Source organism: Dyella japonica DSM 16301, assembly GCF_001010355.1.
Classification (GTDB): Bacteria; Pseudomonadota; Gammaproteobacteria; order Xanthomonadales; family Rhodanobacteraceae; genus Dyella; species Dyella japonica.
In genome coordinates this window covers 38,411-54,210 of the sequence record NZ_JPLA01000012.1, presented here as the reverse complement: position 1 = coordinate 54,210, position 15,800 = coordinate 38,411, and the positions used below count along the sequence as shown (strand labels likewise).

Below are 15,800 nucleotides of genomic sequence, written 5' to 3'. Positions count from 1 at the left end.
GGGTAGCTCCTCGGTTTCACAGGCTCGCGACCGCAGCCCGTGGCGACACGGGTTGTTGTCGTTCGATGCGGTTGACGATGGCGAGCGCGGCATGCGCGGTCGCCTCGATGATGTCGGTGCTTACGCCAGAACCGCGCCAGTCGCGCTCGGCGTGGCGCGCGGTGAGTTGGGCCTGGCCTTGCGCGTCGCCGCCTTCGCTCACGGCGCGCACCTGGAACTGGGTGACATCGAGCGAAGTCCCGGTGGCGCGTTCGATCGCGCGCAACACGGCATCGACCGGGCCGTCGCCGATCGCGGCTTCGCCCACTTCATGGCCGCTGTCGTGAGTCAGCTTCACCGATGCCGACGCGCTGCCGCCCAGGTGCGAGTTGGTGTTGAGCTGCACGATGCGCCAGGGGCCGGTCGCTTCCGGGTCCATGCCCAGTGCGATCGCTTCCAGGTCCTGGTCATGCACTTCGCGCTTCTTGTCGGCCAGGGCTTTGAAGCGCGCGAAGATGTTGTCCATCGCCGCTTCGTCCACCTCGTGGCCCAGGCTCTGCAGACGCTGGCGCAGGGCATGACGGCCCGAGTGCTTGCCCAGCACCAGCCGCGTTTCGCCCATGCCCACATCCTGTGGACGCATGATCTCGTACGTGCCGCGATGCTTGAGCATGCCGTGTTGATGGATGCCGGACTCGTGCGCGAACGCGTTATCGCCCACCACGGCCTTGTTGCGCGCGACGGCTTGCCCGGTCAACTGGGTCAGCAGGCGCGAGGTCGGGTAGAGCTTGCGCGCGTCGATGCCGGTATCCACGCCGAAGTAGGCGGCGCGCACACGCAGCGCCATCACCACTTCTTCCATCGAGGCATTGCCGGCGCGCTCGCCGATGCCGTTGATGGTGCATTCCACCTGGCGCGCACCGGCCGCGACGCCGGCGAGGCTGTTGGCGACTGCCATGCCCAGATCGTCGTGGCAGTGAGTGGAAAAGATCACTTTGTCTGCCCCGCGCACGTTCCGGCGCAGGTAGGTGATGCGCTCGGCCATTTCGATGGGCGTGGTGTAGCCGACGGTATCGGGCACGTTCACCGTGGTGGCGCCGGCCGCAATGGCCGCGCTGAACACCTCGACCAGGTATTCCGGCTCGGTGCGCATGGCGTCTTCGGCGGAGAACTCCACCTCGTGGCACAGCTGCTTGGCGCGTTCGATCGCCGCGCAGGCGGTGTCGATCACCTGCTGCTTGCTCATGTTGAGCTTGTGCTCGCGATGCAGCGGACTGGTGGACAGGAACAGGTGGATGCGCCCGTGGCGCGCCGCTTCCAGCGCGCGGCCGCAGGCGTCGATGTCGTTGTCGTGGCAGCGCGCCAGGCCGCACACGGTGGGGCCGCGCAGCACGCGGGCAATCTCCGCGACCGAGGCGAAATCGTCCGGCGAGGCGCTGGGGAAGCCGGCCTCGATGATGTCCACACCCAGCGCCTCGAGCGCATGCGCCATGCGGAGTTTGGCCCGGCGATCCATCGAAAAGCCGGGGGCCTGCTCGCCGTCGCGCAGGGTCGTGTCGAAAATGCGCACGCGTTCGGCTACGTCGCCCACGTCGCTGTTCTCGCTGTTGCCGCTCTCAGGCGGTGTGTTATCGGGGGTCATCGCTTTGCTCCATGGGCACACGCCTCAGGCAACAAAAAACCCCGCATCCGTTACCGGGTGCGGGGTTCTTTGGTCGTATTCAGGTGGTCTTTCTAGTTACCTGGACACACGCCCTCAGCCCGCACCTCCGTTGGTAATAAGGAGTACGAGTACAAGGGCAAGAAGGAGGTTGGTGCGAAGTCGCAGCAGGCCGGCGACCGTCGGAGGACGGATCGGTTCGGCAATGCGGTCATGGCTGTTGCGCTGCGACATGCAGACGAACCTAATGGCCCGTCCGACGGGTTGTCAACAGTTTCTTTTGAAAATGTTTAAATCGCGTGTCGAGCTAGGCATTCGGACGTCCAGATGGCTGGACGTCCTACGCACGTGTTGCACGTGCGACACAGTGGTCGCCGCGATCAGCGCGACGCGAGTTCGCGCAGATAGAGCGAAAGTGCTTGCTGCAGCTGGTTTTGCGCGGCTTTGCGCAGGCTCGCGGGTTGCTCGCTTTCGAGTGCGACTGCGGCCTTCATGAATTGCTGCACCACCATCGCTGCCGGACGTAGCTCGCCTGCGGCAATCCCTGGCGCGTGAATGGCGACAATCTGACTCAAATAATCGCGCATGCGCTGGCGAATGGTGCGGCCCAGCATCGTAGGCAGCGAACCGGCGGCCTCGACCAGGGTGGCGAACGCCGGATGCTGCTTGCGGTAGTCGGCGAACGTGCGGATCAGCCGGGCCGCAAGTTCCTCCGTCGACCAGTGGGGCGTCTGCGCGACCAGGCTCTCCATGCGCTCGTTCAGGCCGTTGGCATGCTGGGTGATCAGCGCCTCGGCCACGGCTTCCTTGGTAGGGAAAAACTGATAGAGCGAACCAATCGAGGCCTGAGCGCGGGCGGCGATCTCGGTCATGGTGGTGGCGTCGAAACCTTTTTCGACGAAGCAGTCCGAGGCCGCCGAAAGCAGCGCCGCCACGCGTTCGTGGCCGCGGCGACGGCTGGGTGCACGCGCCCCCTGGCTTGTGTTTTGCGAGGACATCCTCATAAACTCCAATGTGAGGCTGTCCTCACATAATAATCCCTAGAGCCGGCATGTGGGCGTGGCCCGAACAGGGTCGATTGTACGTTGATGCCGGCGCAATCCCTGCCTGATCCCCGCACATCGCTGGAGTTATCCCATGGAAAAGCTTGATCCCCGCAGCACCGCGCTCGTCCTGATCGACCTGCAGAAGGGTATCGCCCCGTTCGGCGCGGGCCCGCATGCCAGCGCTGAGGTGTTTGCCCGTGCCGGTCGCCTGGCGGCGCGTTTTCGCGAGCTGAAGGCGCCCGTGGCGTTGGTGCGTGTCGGCTGGTCGGCCGATGCCGGCGACATGCTGCGTCCCCTGACGGACGAGCCGGCACGCAACTTCACCCTGCCGGACAACTGGTGGGACTACGCCGATGAGCTGGCGGTGGCCGAGGGCGACCTGCACATCACCAAGCGCCAGTGGGGCGCCTTCTATGGCACCGAACTGGAGCTGCAGCTGCGCCGTCGCGGCATCACGCAGATCGTGCTGGCCGGCATTTCCACCAATATCGGCGTGGAATCGACCGCGCGCCAGGCCTTCGAACTGGGCTTCAATCAGGTGCTGGTGGAAGACGCCATGAGCTCGGGCGATGCCGCGCACCATCGCTTCGCGGTGGAGCACATCTTCCCGCGCCTGGGTCGCGTGCGTTCCACTGAGCAGGTTCTTGCTGCTCTGGCCTGATCCGTCGCGCGGTCTGTACTCTCCGGGGCATCGACTGACGGAGAGTGCGGACATGCTGATGAAGCGAGTGGGATGGATGGCAGCCTCGCTGCTGCTTGGCTTAGCCGGATCGGCGCAGGCCACTGACGCGCACTTCGTCGCCAGCGAAGTGACCGTGGATGGCCACCGCTATCCCTTCCAGGTCTTCGTGCCCACCGGCTGGAGCGCGGATCGCGCCTGGCCGGTGGTGTTGTTCCTGCACGGCAGCGGCGAGCGCGGCAGCGACAACCAGGCCCAGCTCAAGCAGGGCCTGCCGCCGTGGCTGGAAAAACATGGCGATGCGTTTCCCGCCGTGGTGGTGGCTCCCCAGGCGCCCGACGACACGGTGTGGAGCGGCGAAGTGGAACGCGCCGCCGTGGCGGCGCTGGAGCAAAGCATCGCGACCTATCACGGCGATCGCTCGCGGCTCTACCTGACCGGCCTCTCGATGGGTGGCTACGGCGTGTGGCAGCTGGCGGTCGATCATCCGGGCATGTTCGCTGCGGCCGCGCCCGTGTGCGGCGGCATCCTCGGACTCGATGACATGCCGGAGCTGAAGGTCTACGGCGTGCCCAGCGGCGCCGATCCCTACGCCTGGGTGGCCAGTCGGGTGAAGCCGACGCCGATGTGGATCTTCCATGGCGCGATCGACGACCAGGTCCCGCCGGCCGACTCGCGCGCCATGAACAAGGCGCTGACCCACGCTGGCGACGAAGTGCGCTACACCGAATTCCCCGGCGTGAACCACGGTTCCTGGGTGCCCACCTACGACTCGCCGGCGCTGTGGCCGTGGATGTTTGCCCATCGCAAAGCTACGGCAGGCTGACGATTCGTTCACATCGATGTCTGGTTCCCTACCGAAATTTTAGCGTTCGATGTTGCGACGCCGTATGGACGACAGTCCAGGCGGCGGCGTTGCTGCGCCTCCGGGTCGCAAGTTCTTATGCTTGAAAGTTTTGCAGCGCAGCGAAAAAAGCGCGAAATGGTGGCTTTACAAGTTTCGATGAAAACGTTTACGTTCCGCCGCAGCGCCGCCGGGGAATCCCCAGCCGCCCTGTCCTAGGAGCCGATGTGACCACCAAGAAGGCCACCATCAAGGATGTGGCGCGGGAGGCGAAAGTCTCGATCGCCTCGGTATCCCGTGTGCTCAATGGCCTGGGCGGGGTCACCACGGAAACGCAGAATGCCGTGCGCAAAGCCGCCGCCCATCTGCACTACGTGCCCGATTCGGCCGCACGCAGCCTGATCACCGGCCGCACCCACACGATCGGTGCGGTGCTGCCCGACCTGTACGGCGAGTTCTTCTCCGAGCTGATCCGCGGCATCGATCTGGCGGCCCGCGCCAAGGGCCTGCATCTGCTGGTGTCCAGCTCGCACGACGGCGTGGAAGACGCTGCGGCGGCGGTGCGCACCATGCGTGGCCGGGTGGACGGCATGATCATTCTTTCCGAATTCGTCGACGGTCCGTTCCTTGACGGGAACCTGCCGTCGGACCTGCCGGCCGTGCTGCTGGACAGTCCGGTCGACCATGCGCGCTATCCGTCGATCAACATCGACAACATCGCCGGCGCCCAGGCAATGGTGAAGCACCTGCTCGATGCAGGTCACGAATCGGTGGCCTTCATCACCGGCCCGGCCGGCAACTACGATTCGCAAGAGCGCGAAAAGGGCTATCGCGCGGCGATGGCCAAGCACGCGCCCAAGGCCAAGCTCAACATCATTGCCGGCGACTTCACCGAGGAATCGGGTTATCGCGCCGGTCAGGAAATACTGGCGCAGGCCAAGCGGCCGCGTGCCGTGTTCGCTGCCAACGACATGACGGCCGTGGGCTGCCTGATGGCCTTCAAAGAGGCTGGCGTGAAAGTCCCCGAGGACATCGCGCTGGCCGGTTTCGACGACATCCTGATCGCACGGTACGTGACCCCATCGCTCAGTACCGTGGGCGTCAGCATTGCAGATTTGGGCAAGAGCGCACTGCTCCTGCTTACCGAGCTCATGGAAGGCAAGGGGCACACCGGCTCCAACAGCCGCACTTTGCGTTGCGACGTCGTCGTGCGTGAGTCGTGCGGAGCTCATCAGACCAACGTAGCAACGAAACAGCCTCCGGCGCTCGTCTGAGCGGCGGCCTTTTGTGGGAGGGGAGACACCTTATGAATAATCAACGCCAAAAAAGTAAACGTTTACTAGCTACCGCCATTGCCCTCGCGATGGCCTCTTCCGTGCCGGCAATCTCGTGGGCGCAGAGCTCGGATGCGAACATTCGCGGCCAGGCTCCCGCCGATGTCGACGTGGTGGCCAAGAACACCGCCACGGGCGCTACCCGCCGCACACATTCGGACAAGGACGGCAGCTACGCGCTGGTCGGTTTGCCGCCGGGCACCTATCAGGTGGATGCCGGTCCGGGCACCGCGCGCACGGTGACGGTGACGGTGGCTTCCACCTTCACCCTGAACCTCACGGCGCAGCAGGCCGCGGCGGCAGCGCCGGCTGAAGCCAATGCGCAGAACCTGGGCGGCGTGACGGTCTCGGCCACCACGCTGCAGGAAGTGAAGACCTCCGAAGTGGGCCAGCTGGTGTCCCTGCGCCAGATCGAAACCACGCCGGCTGCCTCGCGCAACTTCCTCGAATTCGCCGACACCGTGCCGGGCATGGTGTTCACGCGCGACGCCAACGGCAACACCAGCCTGCGCTCGGGCGCGCAGGCCAGCTCCAACATCAACGTCTATATCGACGGCGTGGGCCAGAAGAACTACGTGCTGCCCGGCGGCGTCACCGGCCAAAACAACAGCCAGGGCAATCCGTTCCCGCAGCTGGCGGTGGCCGAGTACAAGGTCATCACGTCCAACTACAAGGCTGAGTACGACCAGCTCTCCAGCGCGGCCGTGACTGCCGAAACCAAGTCGGGCACCAATGAGTTCCACGGCGACGTGTTCGGCAGCTTCACCAACACCGCCATGCGCGCAGAGACGCCTTCTGAGCAGGCGAACAACAAGAAGGTCGATTCCAAAGAGAAGGATTACGGCTTCGACATCGGCGGCCCCATCCTCAAGGATCAGGCGCATTTCTACCTCGCCTATGAAGGCAAGGAATTCAACAGCCCGATCACCGTGGTACCCACGGGCAACTCTGCCCTGTGGGCCAATCTGCCGGCGAGCGCGCAGGCCGGCATCGGCCCGGCCAACCTGCCGTTCAAGGAGAACAACTGGTTCGGCAAGGTGGACTGGGAGCCGACCGATCGCGACCGCATCGAAGTGAGCGGCAAGTACCGTGACGAAACCGCCATCAGCGGCATCGGCGGCAACAGCACGGCCAACGCCTCGCTCAATACGCGCAACACCGACAAGCGTTTCGACCTGCGTTGGGATCACAGCACCGACAGCTGGTTCAACCGCCTGCAGGCGACGTACGAAGACGCCCAGTACAACCCCACGCCCATCACCACGGGCTACGGCGCGTCGTACACCGATGCCAGCGACCAGAACTCCACGCTGCTGGTGGACGGCTCCTCGCCGCTGTCGTACCAGAACAAGGGCCAGAAGGGTCCGGCGATCTCCGACGACTTCACCCTCAACGACATCCAGTGGCATGGCGACCACGTGATCAAGATGGGCGTGAAGTTCAAGTCGGTGAAGCTGACCGCGCAGGACGCGGGCGACACCAACGCGTTGTACACCTATGCGGTGGGTCCGGATGGCACCGAGTCCATCCCGTACAAGGTGCAGTTCGGCAACCCGACGCCGGGCCAGAGCCCGGTGGCGACCAGCCGCGACAAGCAGTTCGGCACCTACATCCAGGACGACTGGCAGGTCGACGACCACTGGACGTTCAACCTGGGCGTGCGTTGGGACTACGAGAAGACGCCTTCGTACCTCGACTACCAGACGCCGGCTGGCGTGGTGTCCGCGCTCAATTCGCAGGACCCGAACGGACCGGCGGGGCAGACCTATGCACAGTCGCTCGCCATGGGCGGCGTGAACATCAACGACTACATTTCCAACGGCAGCAACCGCAAGGCGAAGAAGAACGAGATCCAGCCGCGCCTGGGCTTCTCCAACGATCTGTTCGGCGATGAGGCGCACGTGATCTTCGGCGGTTGGGGTCGTTCGTACGATCGCAACCTGTACGAATCGCTGCAGGTGGAAGAGACCAAGTCGGTGCTGTCCCAGCCCACGCTGTTCTTCAACACGCCGTCGCAGCCGTGCACGCCCAGCGCCACCTGCCTGGCCTGGAACCCGGCCTACCTGAGCATTCCTGCCTTGCAAGCGCTCGTTGCCAACAGCAACGCCGGCAAGGAAGTTGACATGATCAACAACAACCTCAAGGCGCCGTATTCCGATCAGCTGAGCATCGGCATGCGCAATCAGATCGGCGAGTGGAACACCAGCGTCGCCTTTGTGAACATCAAGAGCCACGACGGCATCGTGTACACCCTGGGCAACCGTCGTCCGGACGGCACGTTCTGGGGCGGCGGCAGCCAGCCGTGGAGCTTCGGCATCCCGGGCTACGGTACGCTGATCATTGGCAACAACGGCCTGCAGACCAAGACCAACCAGTTCCTGATCTCCGCCGAGAAGCCGTATACGGTGGATTCGCACTGGAGCGCATCGTTCGCGTACACCTACACGAACGCCGTGCAGAACAACGACAACAACGATCCGACCGACCAATACGCGTTCGACTACGAGAAGATCGGCAACTATCCGTACTCGGCCGCCCCGGGCGTTGCCAAGCATCGCCTGGTGGCTACGGGCTCGCTCGACGGTCCGTGGGGCTTCGTGTTCGGCAGCAAGCTGACCTTGGCCACGCCTGTGCCTGATCTTGGCCTGTCCTGCTACGGCGCACCCGCGCCAGGCTACGACAGCGGCTTCACCAACGGCGGCGGTTGCCTTAACTTCGCGATCCGTCCGCCGGGCGAAGGCAAGTTCCTGATCGGTGGCAAGGTGTTCGGTTACCGCGACATCGATTTCCAGGCGACCAAGAACTTCAAGATCTACGGCAACCTCAACGCCTATGTGCGCATCGACCTGCTCAATGCGTTCAACTGGAACAACTACGTCAACTACATCGAGACCATCGGCGAGAACGGTGTGCTCAACAAGCGTCAGGTGATCTACAACCCCACGGGCGATATCACGGGTTATCCGCGTACGCTCAAGGTCACTGCAGGTATCAACTTCTAAGTGGCACCCCCCCATGGCCGTCATGATGACGGCACTTCGAGGCCCGCACTTGCGGGCCTCTCTTTAAGAGCAGCGGATCATGATCAAGCCACTCCTTCGCGCCGTCCTGGTCGGCGCTCTCACGCTCGCCATCGGCACCGCCTGGGCGGCGCCTGCGTCCGATGCCGCCACCGGGCTCAAGTACAACGCGCTGCCCAAAGACCAGCGCGCCGCCATCGACGAACTGGAACAGCGTACTTTCCAGTGGTTCTGGGACAGCGCGGATCCGAAGACCGGGTTGATTCCCGATCATTGGCCGGGTGACTCGTTCGCCAGCATCGCCTCGGTGGGTTTCGGGCTAACCGCCTATGGTGTTGGCGCGGAGCGCGGCTATGTGACGCGTGAGCAGGCGGTGGATCGCACGCTGGCCACGCTGCGCTTCTTCAACGACGCCACGCAGAACGACAGCGAAGACGACGCCAGCGGCAATCACGGCTTCTTCTACCACTTCCTCGACATGAAGACCGGCAAGCGCTACGGGCGCGGCGTCGAGCTGTCGAGCGTGGACACCGCCTGGCTGATCAGCGGCGCGCTGTTCGCACAAACGTATTTCGATCGCCATACCGCCAAGGAAAAGCAGATCCGCGAGCTGGCGGACGCGATCTACAAGCGGGTCGAATGGACCTGGATGCAGCCCAAGGCACCGTTGATCAGCATGGGCTGGACGCCGGGTGGCAAGTTCATCCCGGCCAACTGGAAAGGCTACGACGAGGGCATGATGGTGTACGTGCTGGCCATGGGTTCGCCCAGCCATCCGGTGAGCGACGACGCGTGGCAGGCCTGGACCAAGACCTATCCCAAGCAGTGGGGCCAGTTCCAGGGCCGCACCTTCCTCAACTTCGCGCCGCTGTTCGGCCACCAGTACAGCCATGCGTGGGTCGACTTCCGCGGCATCCAGGACGCCTGGAGCCGAGATCACAACACCGACTACTTCCAGAACAGCCGTGAGGCGACCTACGCGCAGCGCTCCTATGCGATCGCCAATCCCAATCATTGGGAAGACTACGGCGAGAACATCTGGGGCCTCACCGCGTGCAACGGTCCGGGCGATGCCGTGGTCAAGCGCGACGACGGCAGCACGCGCGCGTTCTACGGCTATACCGCACGTGGCGCCGGGCTCGACTACATCTCCGATGACGGCACCATCGCGCCCACCGCGGCCGGCGGCTCCATCGCGTTTGCCCCGGAAATCGTGGTGCCGGCACTGCTGGAAATGAAGAAGCGCTACGGTGACGCGGTGTATGGCAAGTACGGTTTCGTGGATGCCTTCAACCCCAGTTACGATACGGGCGCCAAGCCGAGCGAAGGCCGCGTCGTGCCCAATATGGGTTGGGCGGACGACAAGCAGATCGGCATCGACCAGGGCCCCATCGTGTTGATGATAGAAAACTGGCGCAGCGGTTTCGTCTGGAACGTGATGCGCAAGAACCCTTATGTCCGCAAGGGCCTGGAGCGCGCCGGCTTCACTGGCGGCTGGCTGGAGTCCAAGCAGCGATGAGCGATGCCTGAGCTGTCCCGCCGCAGCAACGCAACGACGAGCCGGTTGGCGTGCCGCCTGCTGTCCGTCGCTGCGTTGCTGCTGGCTGGCTGCTCGTCATCGCAGGACGCCCACACGCTGACCTTCTGGACCATCGGCCGCGAAGGCGAGGCGGTGGTGAAGCTGCTGCCCGAGTTCGAGCGCGAGCATCCGGGCATCCATGTGAACGTGCAGCAGCTGCCGCTCAGCGCGGCACATCAGAAGCTGCTCACCGCGTTCGCCGGCGGCTCCACGCCGGATCTGAGCCAGCTCGGCAACACCTGGCTGCCGGAGTTCGTCGCGTTGCGGGCGCTGGCGCCGTTGCAGCAGCGCGTGGCGGCATCAACGGTGGTCAAGCCCGACGATTACTTCGACCACATCTGGTCCACCAATCTGATCGACGGCGAACTCTACGGTGTGCCGTGGTATGTCGACACGCGCCTGCTGTTCTATCGCCGCGATCTGTTGAAGGCCGCCGGCTTCGATGCACCGCCGCGCAACTGGGCCGAGTGGCGACGCATGCTCGCTGCGCTCAGCCAGCCGGGCAAAGGCACCTACGGCATCCTGCTGCCCACCAACGAATACGAGCAGCTGATGTCGCTGGCGCTGGAACAGCCCGAGGCCATGCTGCGCGACGGTGGACGCTACGGCAATTTCCGCAGCGACGGGTTCAAGCGTGCGCTGGCCTTCTACGTGGATACGTTCCGTTTGCAGCAGGCGCCGGCGATCACGGCGGTGGAGGCGGGTAACCCCTGGGAAGAATTCGGGCGCGGCGTTTACGCATTCTATTTCTCCGGCCCTTGGAACATCGGCGAATTCCGCCAGCGTCTGCCGGCCGCGCGCGAGAACGAATGGGCCACCGCGCCGTTGCCCGGGCCCGATGGCGCGGGTACTGGTGCAGCCGGCGGGTCGAGCCTGGTCGTATTCCGCCGCTCAACGCATCAGGACGAGGCCTGGGCCTTGATCGAATTCCTCTCGCGGCCCGACGTGCAGCAGCGCTTCTACGATCTGCTCGGCGACATGCCGGCACGACGCAGCGCCTGGGACGGCGGCAGTCTGCGTACCGATCCCAAGGTGCAGGCCTTCCGCGAGCAGCTCGAGCACGTGAAGGCGACGCCACCCGTGCCGGAATGGGAGCAGATCGCCAACGAGATGCAGCTGGTGGCGGCGCAGGCGGTGGCAGGCGAGTTGACCATCGATCAGGCTGCGGCCGAGATCGACCGCCGTGCCGATCGCATTCTCGAGAAGCGGCGTTGGATCCTCGACCATGCTCGCGTAGACAAGGTGGCGCCATGAATACGCAGCGTGCGGCCTGGTGGTTTCTCGCGCCGGCCTTGCTGGTGCTCGGTGTGTTCTTCCTGCTGCCGGTGGTGGCGGCACTGGGATTGAGCCTCACCGACTACGATCTCTACGCCTTGGCGGATATCCGTCATCTGCGTTTCGTGGCGCTCAATAATTACTGGGATCTGCTGCACCAGCCGAAGTTCTGGTCTGCGCTGGGACATACGCTGTATTTCGTGACTGTCGGCGTGCCCTTGTCGATCATGGTGTCGCTGGGCGCGGCTCTATTACTCAACTCGCCGTTGGTGCGCTACAAGACGCTGTTCCGCACTGCGCTGTTTGCGCCGGTCGTCACCACCGTCGTCGCGGTGGCGGTGGTTTGGCGCTACATCTTCAACACCAAGTACGGCTTGCTGAACTACGCGCTTGGTCTGGCAGGAATCCATCCGGTGGACTGGCTCGGCAATCCGCACTGGGCGATGCCGTCGATCATCGTGTTCGCCGTCTGGAAGAACTTCGGCTACAACATGATCATCTTCCTCGCCGGGCTGCAGGCGATTCCGCGGGATCTCTACGAGGCGGCGCGCATCGACGGCGCGTCCGTGCTGCAGCAGTTCCGCCATATCACCTTGCCCATGCTCGGACCCACCCTGCTGATGGTGGGCATCCTCACCGTGTCCGGCTATTTCCAGCTGTTTGCCGAGCCCTATGTGATGACCGAAGGCGGGCCGCTGCAAAGCACCACCAGCGTGCTGTACCTGATGTACAACGAAGGCTTCAAATGGTGGAACTTCGGCACCGCTTCCGCCGTGGCCTTCCTGCTGTTCGTGATCATGTTCGCCGTCACCGCGCTGATGTTGCGCGTGGGCCGGCGCGGGGAGCCGGCATGAGTCCGCGCTTCGCCCGAGCCATCATCTACGGCTTGCTGATCGGCGGCACGCTGGTGGCGGTGTTTCCGCTGCTCTGGATGTTCTCGGTATCGTTCATGCACCCGGGCGAAGCCAGCAACCTGCCGCCGCCGCTATGGCCTGCGCATGCGAGCTGGCACAACTACGAAGTGCTGTTCCTGCGTGCTGGCGTGGGCCGTTACCTGTTCAACAGTCTGGCGATCTCGGCGGCCATCACGGCCTTGTCGCTAGCGTTCAACGTGATGGCGGGCTATGCCTTCGCGAAGTTGCGTTTCGCCGGGCGCGAACGCCTGTTCCAGGTACTGCTGGGCATGCTGGTGATCCCGGCGCAAGTGGCGATGCTGCCGTTGTTCCTGATGCTCAAGTACCTGGGCATGGTGAACAGCTATGGCGCGGTGATCGTGCCGGCGATGGCCACCGCGTTCGGCATCTTCCTGGTGCGCCAATACGCGCGTGGCATTCCCGATGAATTGCTGGAAGCGGCCCGCATCGACGGCGCGGGCGAGTGGCGCATCTTCGGCCAGATCGTGCTGCCGCTGCTCAAGCCCATCATGGTGACGCTGGCCATCTTCACCTTCCTCACCGCATGGAACGATTTCATGTGGCCGCTGATCGCGCTGACCGGGCAGGAGCATTACACCCTGCCGCTGGGCCTGGCATCGCTCTCGCGCGAACACGCGCAGGACAGCGAACTGATGATGGCCGGCTCGGTGGTGACGGTGATCCCGGTGCTCGCCCTGTTCCTGGCGATGCAGCGCTACTACATCGAAGGTCTGTTGCTGGGCAGCGTGAAGGGGTGATGACCCGCTCAGGCGATACGTGCGCCGGCGAGGGGCTCGAACACATGCAGACGATCAAGCGCCAGCTCGAAATGCATCACGCTGCCAGCCTCAGGCAGCGCGCCGGGCGCTATGCGCGAGACCAGCGGCTGCTCGCCTCGACGCAGGTTGAGGAAGATCTCGTTACCGACTGGCTCGGTCACCTCAAGCACCGCGCTCAGCGTGGCGTTCGCTTCACCGGTGGGACGCAGGTCTTCGGGGCGCACGCCGATCACCACCTCGCGATCGATCCACGGCAGCAGCTCGGGCGTCTGTGCGTCGAGCGACCCCAATCGCAGCGTGCCTTGCGGCGTTTCGAGCTGCCAGCCATCGCCGTGGCGCAGCGGACCGCGCAGCAGATTCATCGCCGGCGAACCGAGAAAACCCGCCACGAACAGGTTCGCGGGCTTCTCGTAAAGCCCCATCGGCGTGTCGATCTGCTGGATCTGTCCGCCATTGAGCACCACGATGCGCTGACCCAGCGTCATCGCCTCGACCTGATCGTGGGTGACGTAAATCATGGTGGCGCCGAGCTGGCGATGCAGGCGCGCAATTTCCACGCGCATCGACAGGCGCAGCTTGGCGTCCAGGTTGGACAGCGGCTCGTCCAGCAGAAACACCTTCGGTTCGCGCACCAGTGCACGGCCCAGCGCCACGCGCTGGCGTTGGCCGCCGGACAGCGCCGCCGGCAGCGACGTCAGCCGGTGCTCGATTTCCAGCTGTTTGGCAGCCTGCGTCACGCGCTGGTCGATCTCCGCCTTGGTCTTGCCGCGCAGGCGCAGGCCGAAGGCGAGATTCTCGGCCACCGTCATATGCGGGTAGAGCGCGTAGTTCTGGAACACCATGGCGATGTCGCGATCTTTCGGCGATACATCGTTCACCACGCGCCCGCCAATGCTCAGCGTGCCGGAGGAAATCGACTCCAGGCCCGCGATCATGCGCAGCAAGGTGGTCTTGCCGCAGCCCGACGGGCCCACCAGCACGAGCAATTCGCCATCGGCGATATCGAAGCTTGCTTCGGCCACACCGATATGGCCGTTGGAGTAGACCTTGCTGACGCGATCCAGATTCACCGTTGCCATCGACGCCTGACGCTCCTTCTTTCCGGCGGCTGCGTGGCTCACCGTATACGAATGTGGATGCAACCGGTGCACATCTCGGCCGCGCTCCGCTATTCTCAGTATGTAATCGTTTACATCAAGCCGCACTGCGGCATAGGGGATTTTTTCCAATGACCCAGAGTTATCGCTTTCCCCCAGGCTTCCATTGGGGCGCCGCGACCTCGGCCTATCAGATCGAAGGCTCACCCCTGGCCGACGGCGCGGGTCCGAGCATCTGGGAACGCTTCGCGCATACGCCCGGCATGATGGCCAATGGCGACACCGGCGACATCGCCTGCGATCACTACCACCGCTACAAGGACGACGTGCAGCTGATGCGCGCGCTCGGCCTGCAGGGCTATCGCTTCAGCATCGCCTGGGCGCGTGTGTTGCCCGAGGGCACCGGCCGGATCAACCAGAAAGGTTTGGACTTCTATTCGCGCCTGGTCGACGAGTTGCTGGAGAACGGCATCGAGCCCAACGCCACGCTGTTCCACTGGGATCTGCCCGCCGCACTGGACGATCGCGGCGGCTGGCTCAATCGCGATATCGCCCACTGGTTCGCCGAGTACGCGAGCGTGATGTACAAGGCGCTGGATGGCCGCGTAAAGCGCTGGACCACGCTCAACGAGCCCTGGGTGGTCACCGATGGCGGCTACCTGCATGGCGCCCTGGCACCGGGTCATCGCAGCAAGTACGAGGCGCCGATTGCCGCGCACAACCTGATGCGCGCCAGCGGCGCCGGCATCCAGGCGTATCGGGCGGAGGGTAAGCACGAGATTGGCGTGGTCTTCAATATCGAGCCGAAATATCCGGCCTCGAACAATCCCGCCGATATCGCGGCCGCGCGCCGCGCGCATGCCTATATGAACGAGCAGTTCGCCGACCCCGCGTTGCTCGGCAGCTATCCGCCGGAGCTCAAGGAGATCTTTGGTCCGGCATGGCCGGATTTCCCGGAAGACGACTTCAAGCTCACCAAGCAGAAGGTCGATTTTGTCGGCCTCAACTACTACACCCGCGCCGTGGTGAAGCACGATCCCAACGCCTATCCGCTGAAAGCCGTGCCGGTGAAGCAGCCCAACACCACCTATACGGAAACGGGTTGGGAAGTGTACGAGCAGGGTTTCACGGACATGTTCACCTGGTTCAAGGATCGCTACGGCGATATCCCGATCTATGTCACCGAGAACGGCTCAGCCTTCTACGACGCGCCCGTGGCCGAGGGCGATATCGTGCAGGACCCGCTGCGCAGCAGCTACCTGCGCAAGCACCTCAAGGCGATGCATCACGCCATCGAGCAAGGCGTGAACGTCAAGGGTTACTACGCGTGGTCGCTGCTGGACAATTTGGAATGGTCGCTGGGTTTTGCCAAGCGCTTTGGTCTTTACCATGTGGATTTCGCCACGCAGAAGCGCACGCCGAAGGCGACGGCGAAGCTTTATGCGAGTGTGATTGAAAGCAACGGTGCCGTGCTCGACATCTGACAAGATCGTGTGGGAGCGCACCCTGTGCGCGACAGCCTGACGGAGCGGTGCCAACATGGCACCGCGTTCGCGCACAAGGTGCGCTCCTACAACAGAATCGCCGCATAGTT

Annotated in this window: 12 protein-coding genes; 9 read left to right on the top strand and 3 right to left on the bottom strand. The window is 64.0% G+C overall.

Features of this window, described 5'->3' with window-relative positions; genetic code table 11:
* Nucleotides 1-16: 16 nt before the first annotated feature.
* Together Y882_RS04615 and Y882_RS18755 are read right to left on the bottom strand one after the other, a co-directional pair.
* Entirely contained in the window at nucleotides 17-1,621 is a 1,605-nt protein-coding gene (locus Y882_RS04615) for a 2-isopropylmalate synthase (protein WP_046970717.1), read from the bottom strand.
* A 398-nt stretch (nucleotides 1,622-2,019) separates the two neighbouring features.
* Nucleotides 2,020-2,574, bottom strand: a complete 555-nt coding sequence (locus Y882_RS18755) for a TetR/AcrR family transcriptional regulator (RefSeq protein ID WP_162207389.1) — start codon at nucleotides 2,572-2,574, stop codon at nucleotides 2,020-2,022.
* Between the two features lie 202 nt (nucleotides 2,575-2,776).
* Here Y882_RS18755 and Y882_RS04605 point away from each other — a divergent pair, with 202 nt between their 5' ends.
* From Y882_RS04605 to Y882_RS04570, 8 genes are all read left to right on the top strand, one after another.
* Complete coding sequence (locus tag Y882_RS04605) at nucleotides 2,777-3,346, top strand: hydrolase (protein WP_046970716.1); 570 nt, start codon at nucleotides 2,777-2,779, stop codon at nucleotides 3,344-3,346.
* A 52-nt stretch (nucleotides 3,347-3,398) separates the two neighbouring features.
* Entirely contained in the window at nucleotides 3,399-4,190 is a 792-nt protein-coding gene (locus Y882_RS04600; protein ID WP_046970715.1) for a carboxylesterase family protein, read from the top strand.
* A gap of 245 nt (nucleotides 4,191-4,435) precedes the next feature.
* The gene (locus Y882_RS04595) at nucleotides 4,436-5,482 is read left to right on the top strand and encodes a LacI family DNA-binding transcriptional regulator (RefSeq protein ID WP_046970714.1); all 1,047 of its coding nucleotides are present in this window, start codon (nucleotides 4,436-4,438) and stop codon (nucleotides 5,480-5,482) included.
* 32 nt (nucleotides 5,483-5,514) lie between these two features.
* Nucleotides 5,515-8,544, top strand: a complete 3,030-nt coding sequence (locus Y882_RS04590) for a TonB-dependent receptor (RefSeq protein ID WP_046970713.1) — start codon at nucleotides 5,515-5,517, stop codon at nucleotides 8,542-8,544.
* 79 nt (nucleotides 8,545-8,623) lie between these two features.
* On the top strand, nucleotides 8,624-10,081 hold the full coding sequence (locus tag Y882_RS04585; protein ID WP_046970712.1) for a glucoamylase family protein: 1,458 nt from the start codon (nucleotides 8,624-8,626) through the stop codon (nucleotides 10,079-10,081).
* Nucleotides 10,082-10,084: 3 nt separating this feature from the next.
* Nucleotides 10,085-11,395 carry a sugar ABC transporter substrate-binding protein gene (locus Y882_RS04580; RefSeq protein WP_046970711.1) on the top strand — a complete coding sequence of 437 codons (1,311 nt, stop codon included), beginning with the start codon at nucleotides 10,085-10,087 and terminating at the stop codon, nucleotides 11,393-11,395.
* Nucleotides 11,392-12,270, top strand: a complete 879-nt coding sequence (locus Y882_RS04575) for a carbohydrate ABC transporter permease (RefSeq protein ID WP_046970710.1) — start codon at nucleotides 11,392-11,394, stop codon at nucleotides 12,268-12,270. The genes Y882_RS04580 and Y882_RS04575 overlap by 4 nt, the downstream gene beginning before the upstream one ends.
* On the top strand, nucleotides 12,267-13,088 hold the full coding sequence (locus Y882_RS04570; RefSeq protein ID WP_046970709.1) for a carbohydrate ABC transporter permease: 822 nt from the start codon (nucleotides 12,267-12,269) through the stop codon (nucleotides 13,086-13,088). The genes Y882_RS04575 and Y882_RS04570 overlap by 4 nt, the downstream gene beginning before the upstream one ends.
* A gap of 8 nt (nucleotides 13,089-13,096) precedes the next feature.
* Here Y882_RS04570 and Y882_RS04565 read toward each other — a convergent pair whose 3' ends face one another.
* The gene (locus Y882_RS04565) at nucleotides 13,097-14,188 is read right to left on the bottom strand and encodes an ABC transporter ATP-binding protein (RefSeq protein ID WP_046970708.1); all 1,092 of its coding nucleotides are present in this window, start codon (nucleotides 14,186-14,188) and stop codon (nucleotides 13,097-13,099) included.
* 149 nt (nucleotides 14,189-14,337) lie between these two features.
* Here Y882_RS04565 and Y882_RS04560 point away from each other — a divergent pair, with 149 nt between their 5' ends.
* Complete coding sequence (locus tag Y882_RS04560) at nucleotides 14,338-15,690, top strand: GH1 family beta-glucosidase (RefSeq protein WP_046970707.1); 1,353 nt, start codon at nucleotides 14,338-14,340, stop codon at nucleotides 15,688-15,690.
* The last annotated feature ends 110 nt before the right edge of the window (nucleotides 15,691-15,800 follow it).

Excerpts from the sequence above, each read along its gene's own strand:
- Y882_RS04615 (WP_046970717.1), bottom strand. The coding sequence starts at position 1,621 with ATGACCCCCGATAACACACCGCCTGAGAGCGGCAACAGCGAGAACAGC.
- Y882_RS04605 (WP_046970716.1), top strand. The coding sequence starts at position 2,777 with ATGGAAAAGCTTGATCCCCGCAGCACCGCGCTCGTCCTGATCGACCTG.
- Y882_RS04600 (WP_046970715.1), top strand. The coding sequence starts at position 3,399 with ATGCTGATGAAGCGAGTGGGATGGATGGCAGCCTCGCTGCTGCTTGGC.
- Y882_RS04590 (WP_046970713.1), top strand. The coding sequence starts at position 5,515 with ATGAATAATCAACGCCAAAAAAGTAAACGTTTACTAGCTACCGCCATT.
- Y882_RS04585 (WP_046970712.1), top strand. The coding sequence starts at position 8,624 with ATGATCAAGCCACTCCTTCGCGCCGTCCTGGTCGGCGCTCTCACGCTC.
- Y882_RS04580 (WP_046970711.1), top strand. The coding sequence starts at position 10,085 with ATGCCTGAGCTGTCCCGCCGCAGCAACGCAACGACGAGCCGGTTGGCG.
- Y882_RS04575 (WP_046970710.1), top strand. The coding sequence starts at position 11,392 with ATGAATACGCAGCGTGCGGCCTGGTGGTTTCTCGCGCCGGCCTTGCTG.
- Y882_RS04570 (WP_046970709.1), top strand. The coding sequence starts at position 12,267 with ATGAGTCCGCGCTTCGCCCGAGCCATCATCTACGGCTTGCTGATCGGC.
- Y882_RS04565 (WP_046970708.1), bottom strand. The coding sequence starts at position 14,188 with ATGGCAACGGTGAATCTGGATCGCGTCAGCAAGGTCTACTCCAACGGC.
- Y882_RS04560 (WP_046970707.1), top strand. The coding sequence starts at position 14,338 with ATGACCCAGAGTTATCGCTTTCCCCCAGGCTTCCATTGGGGCGCCGCG.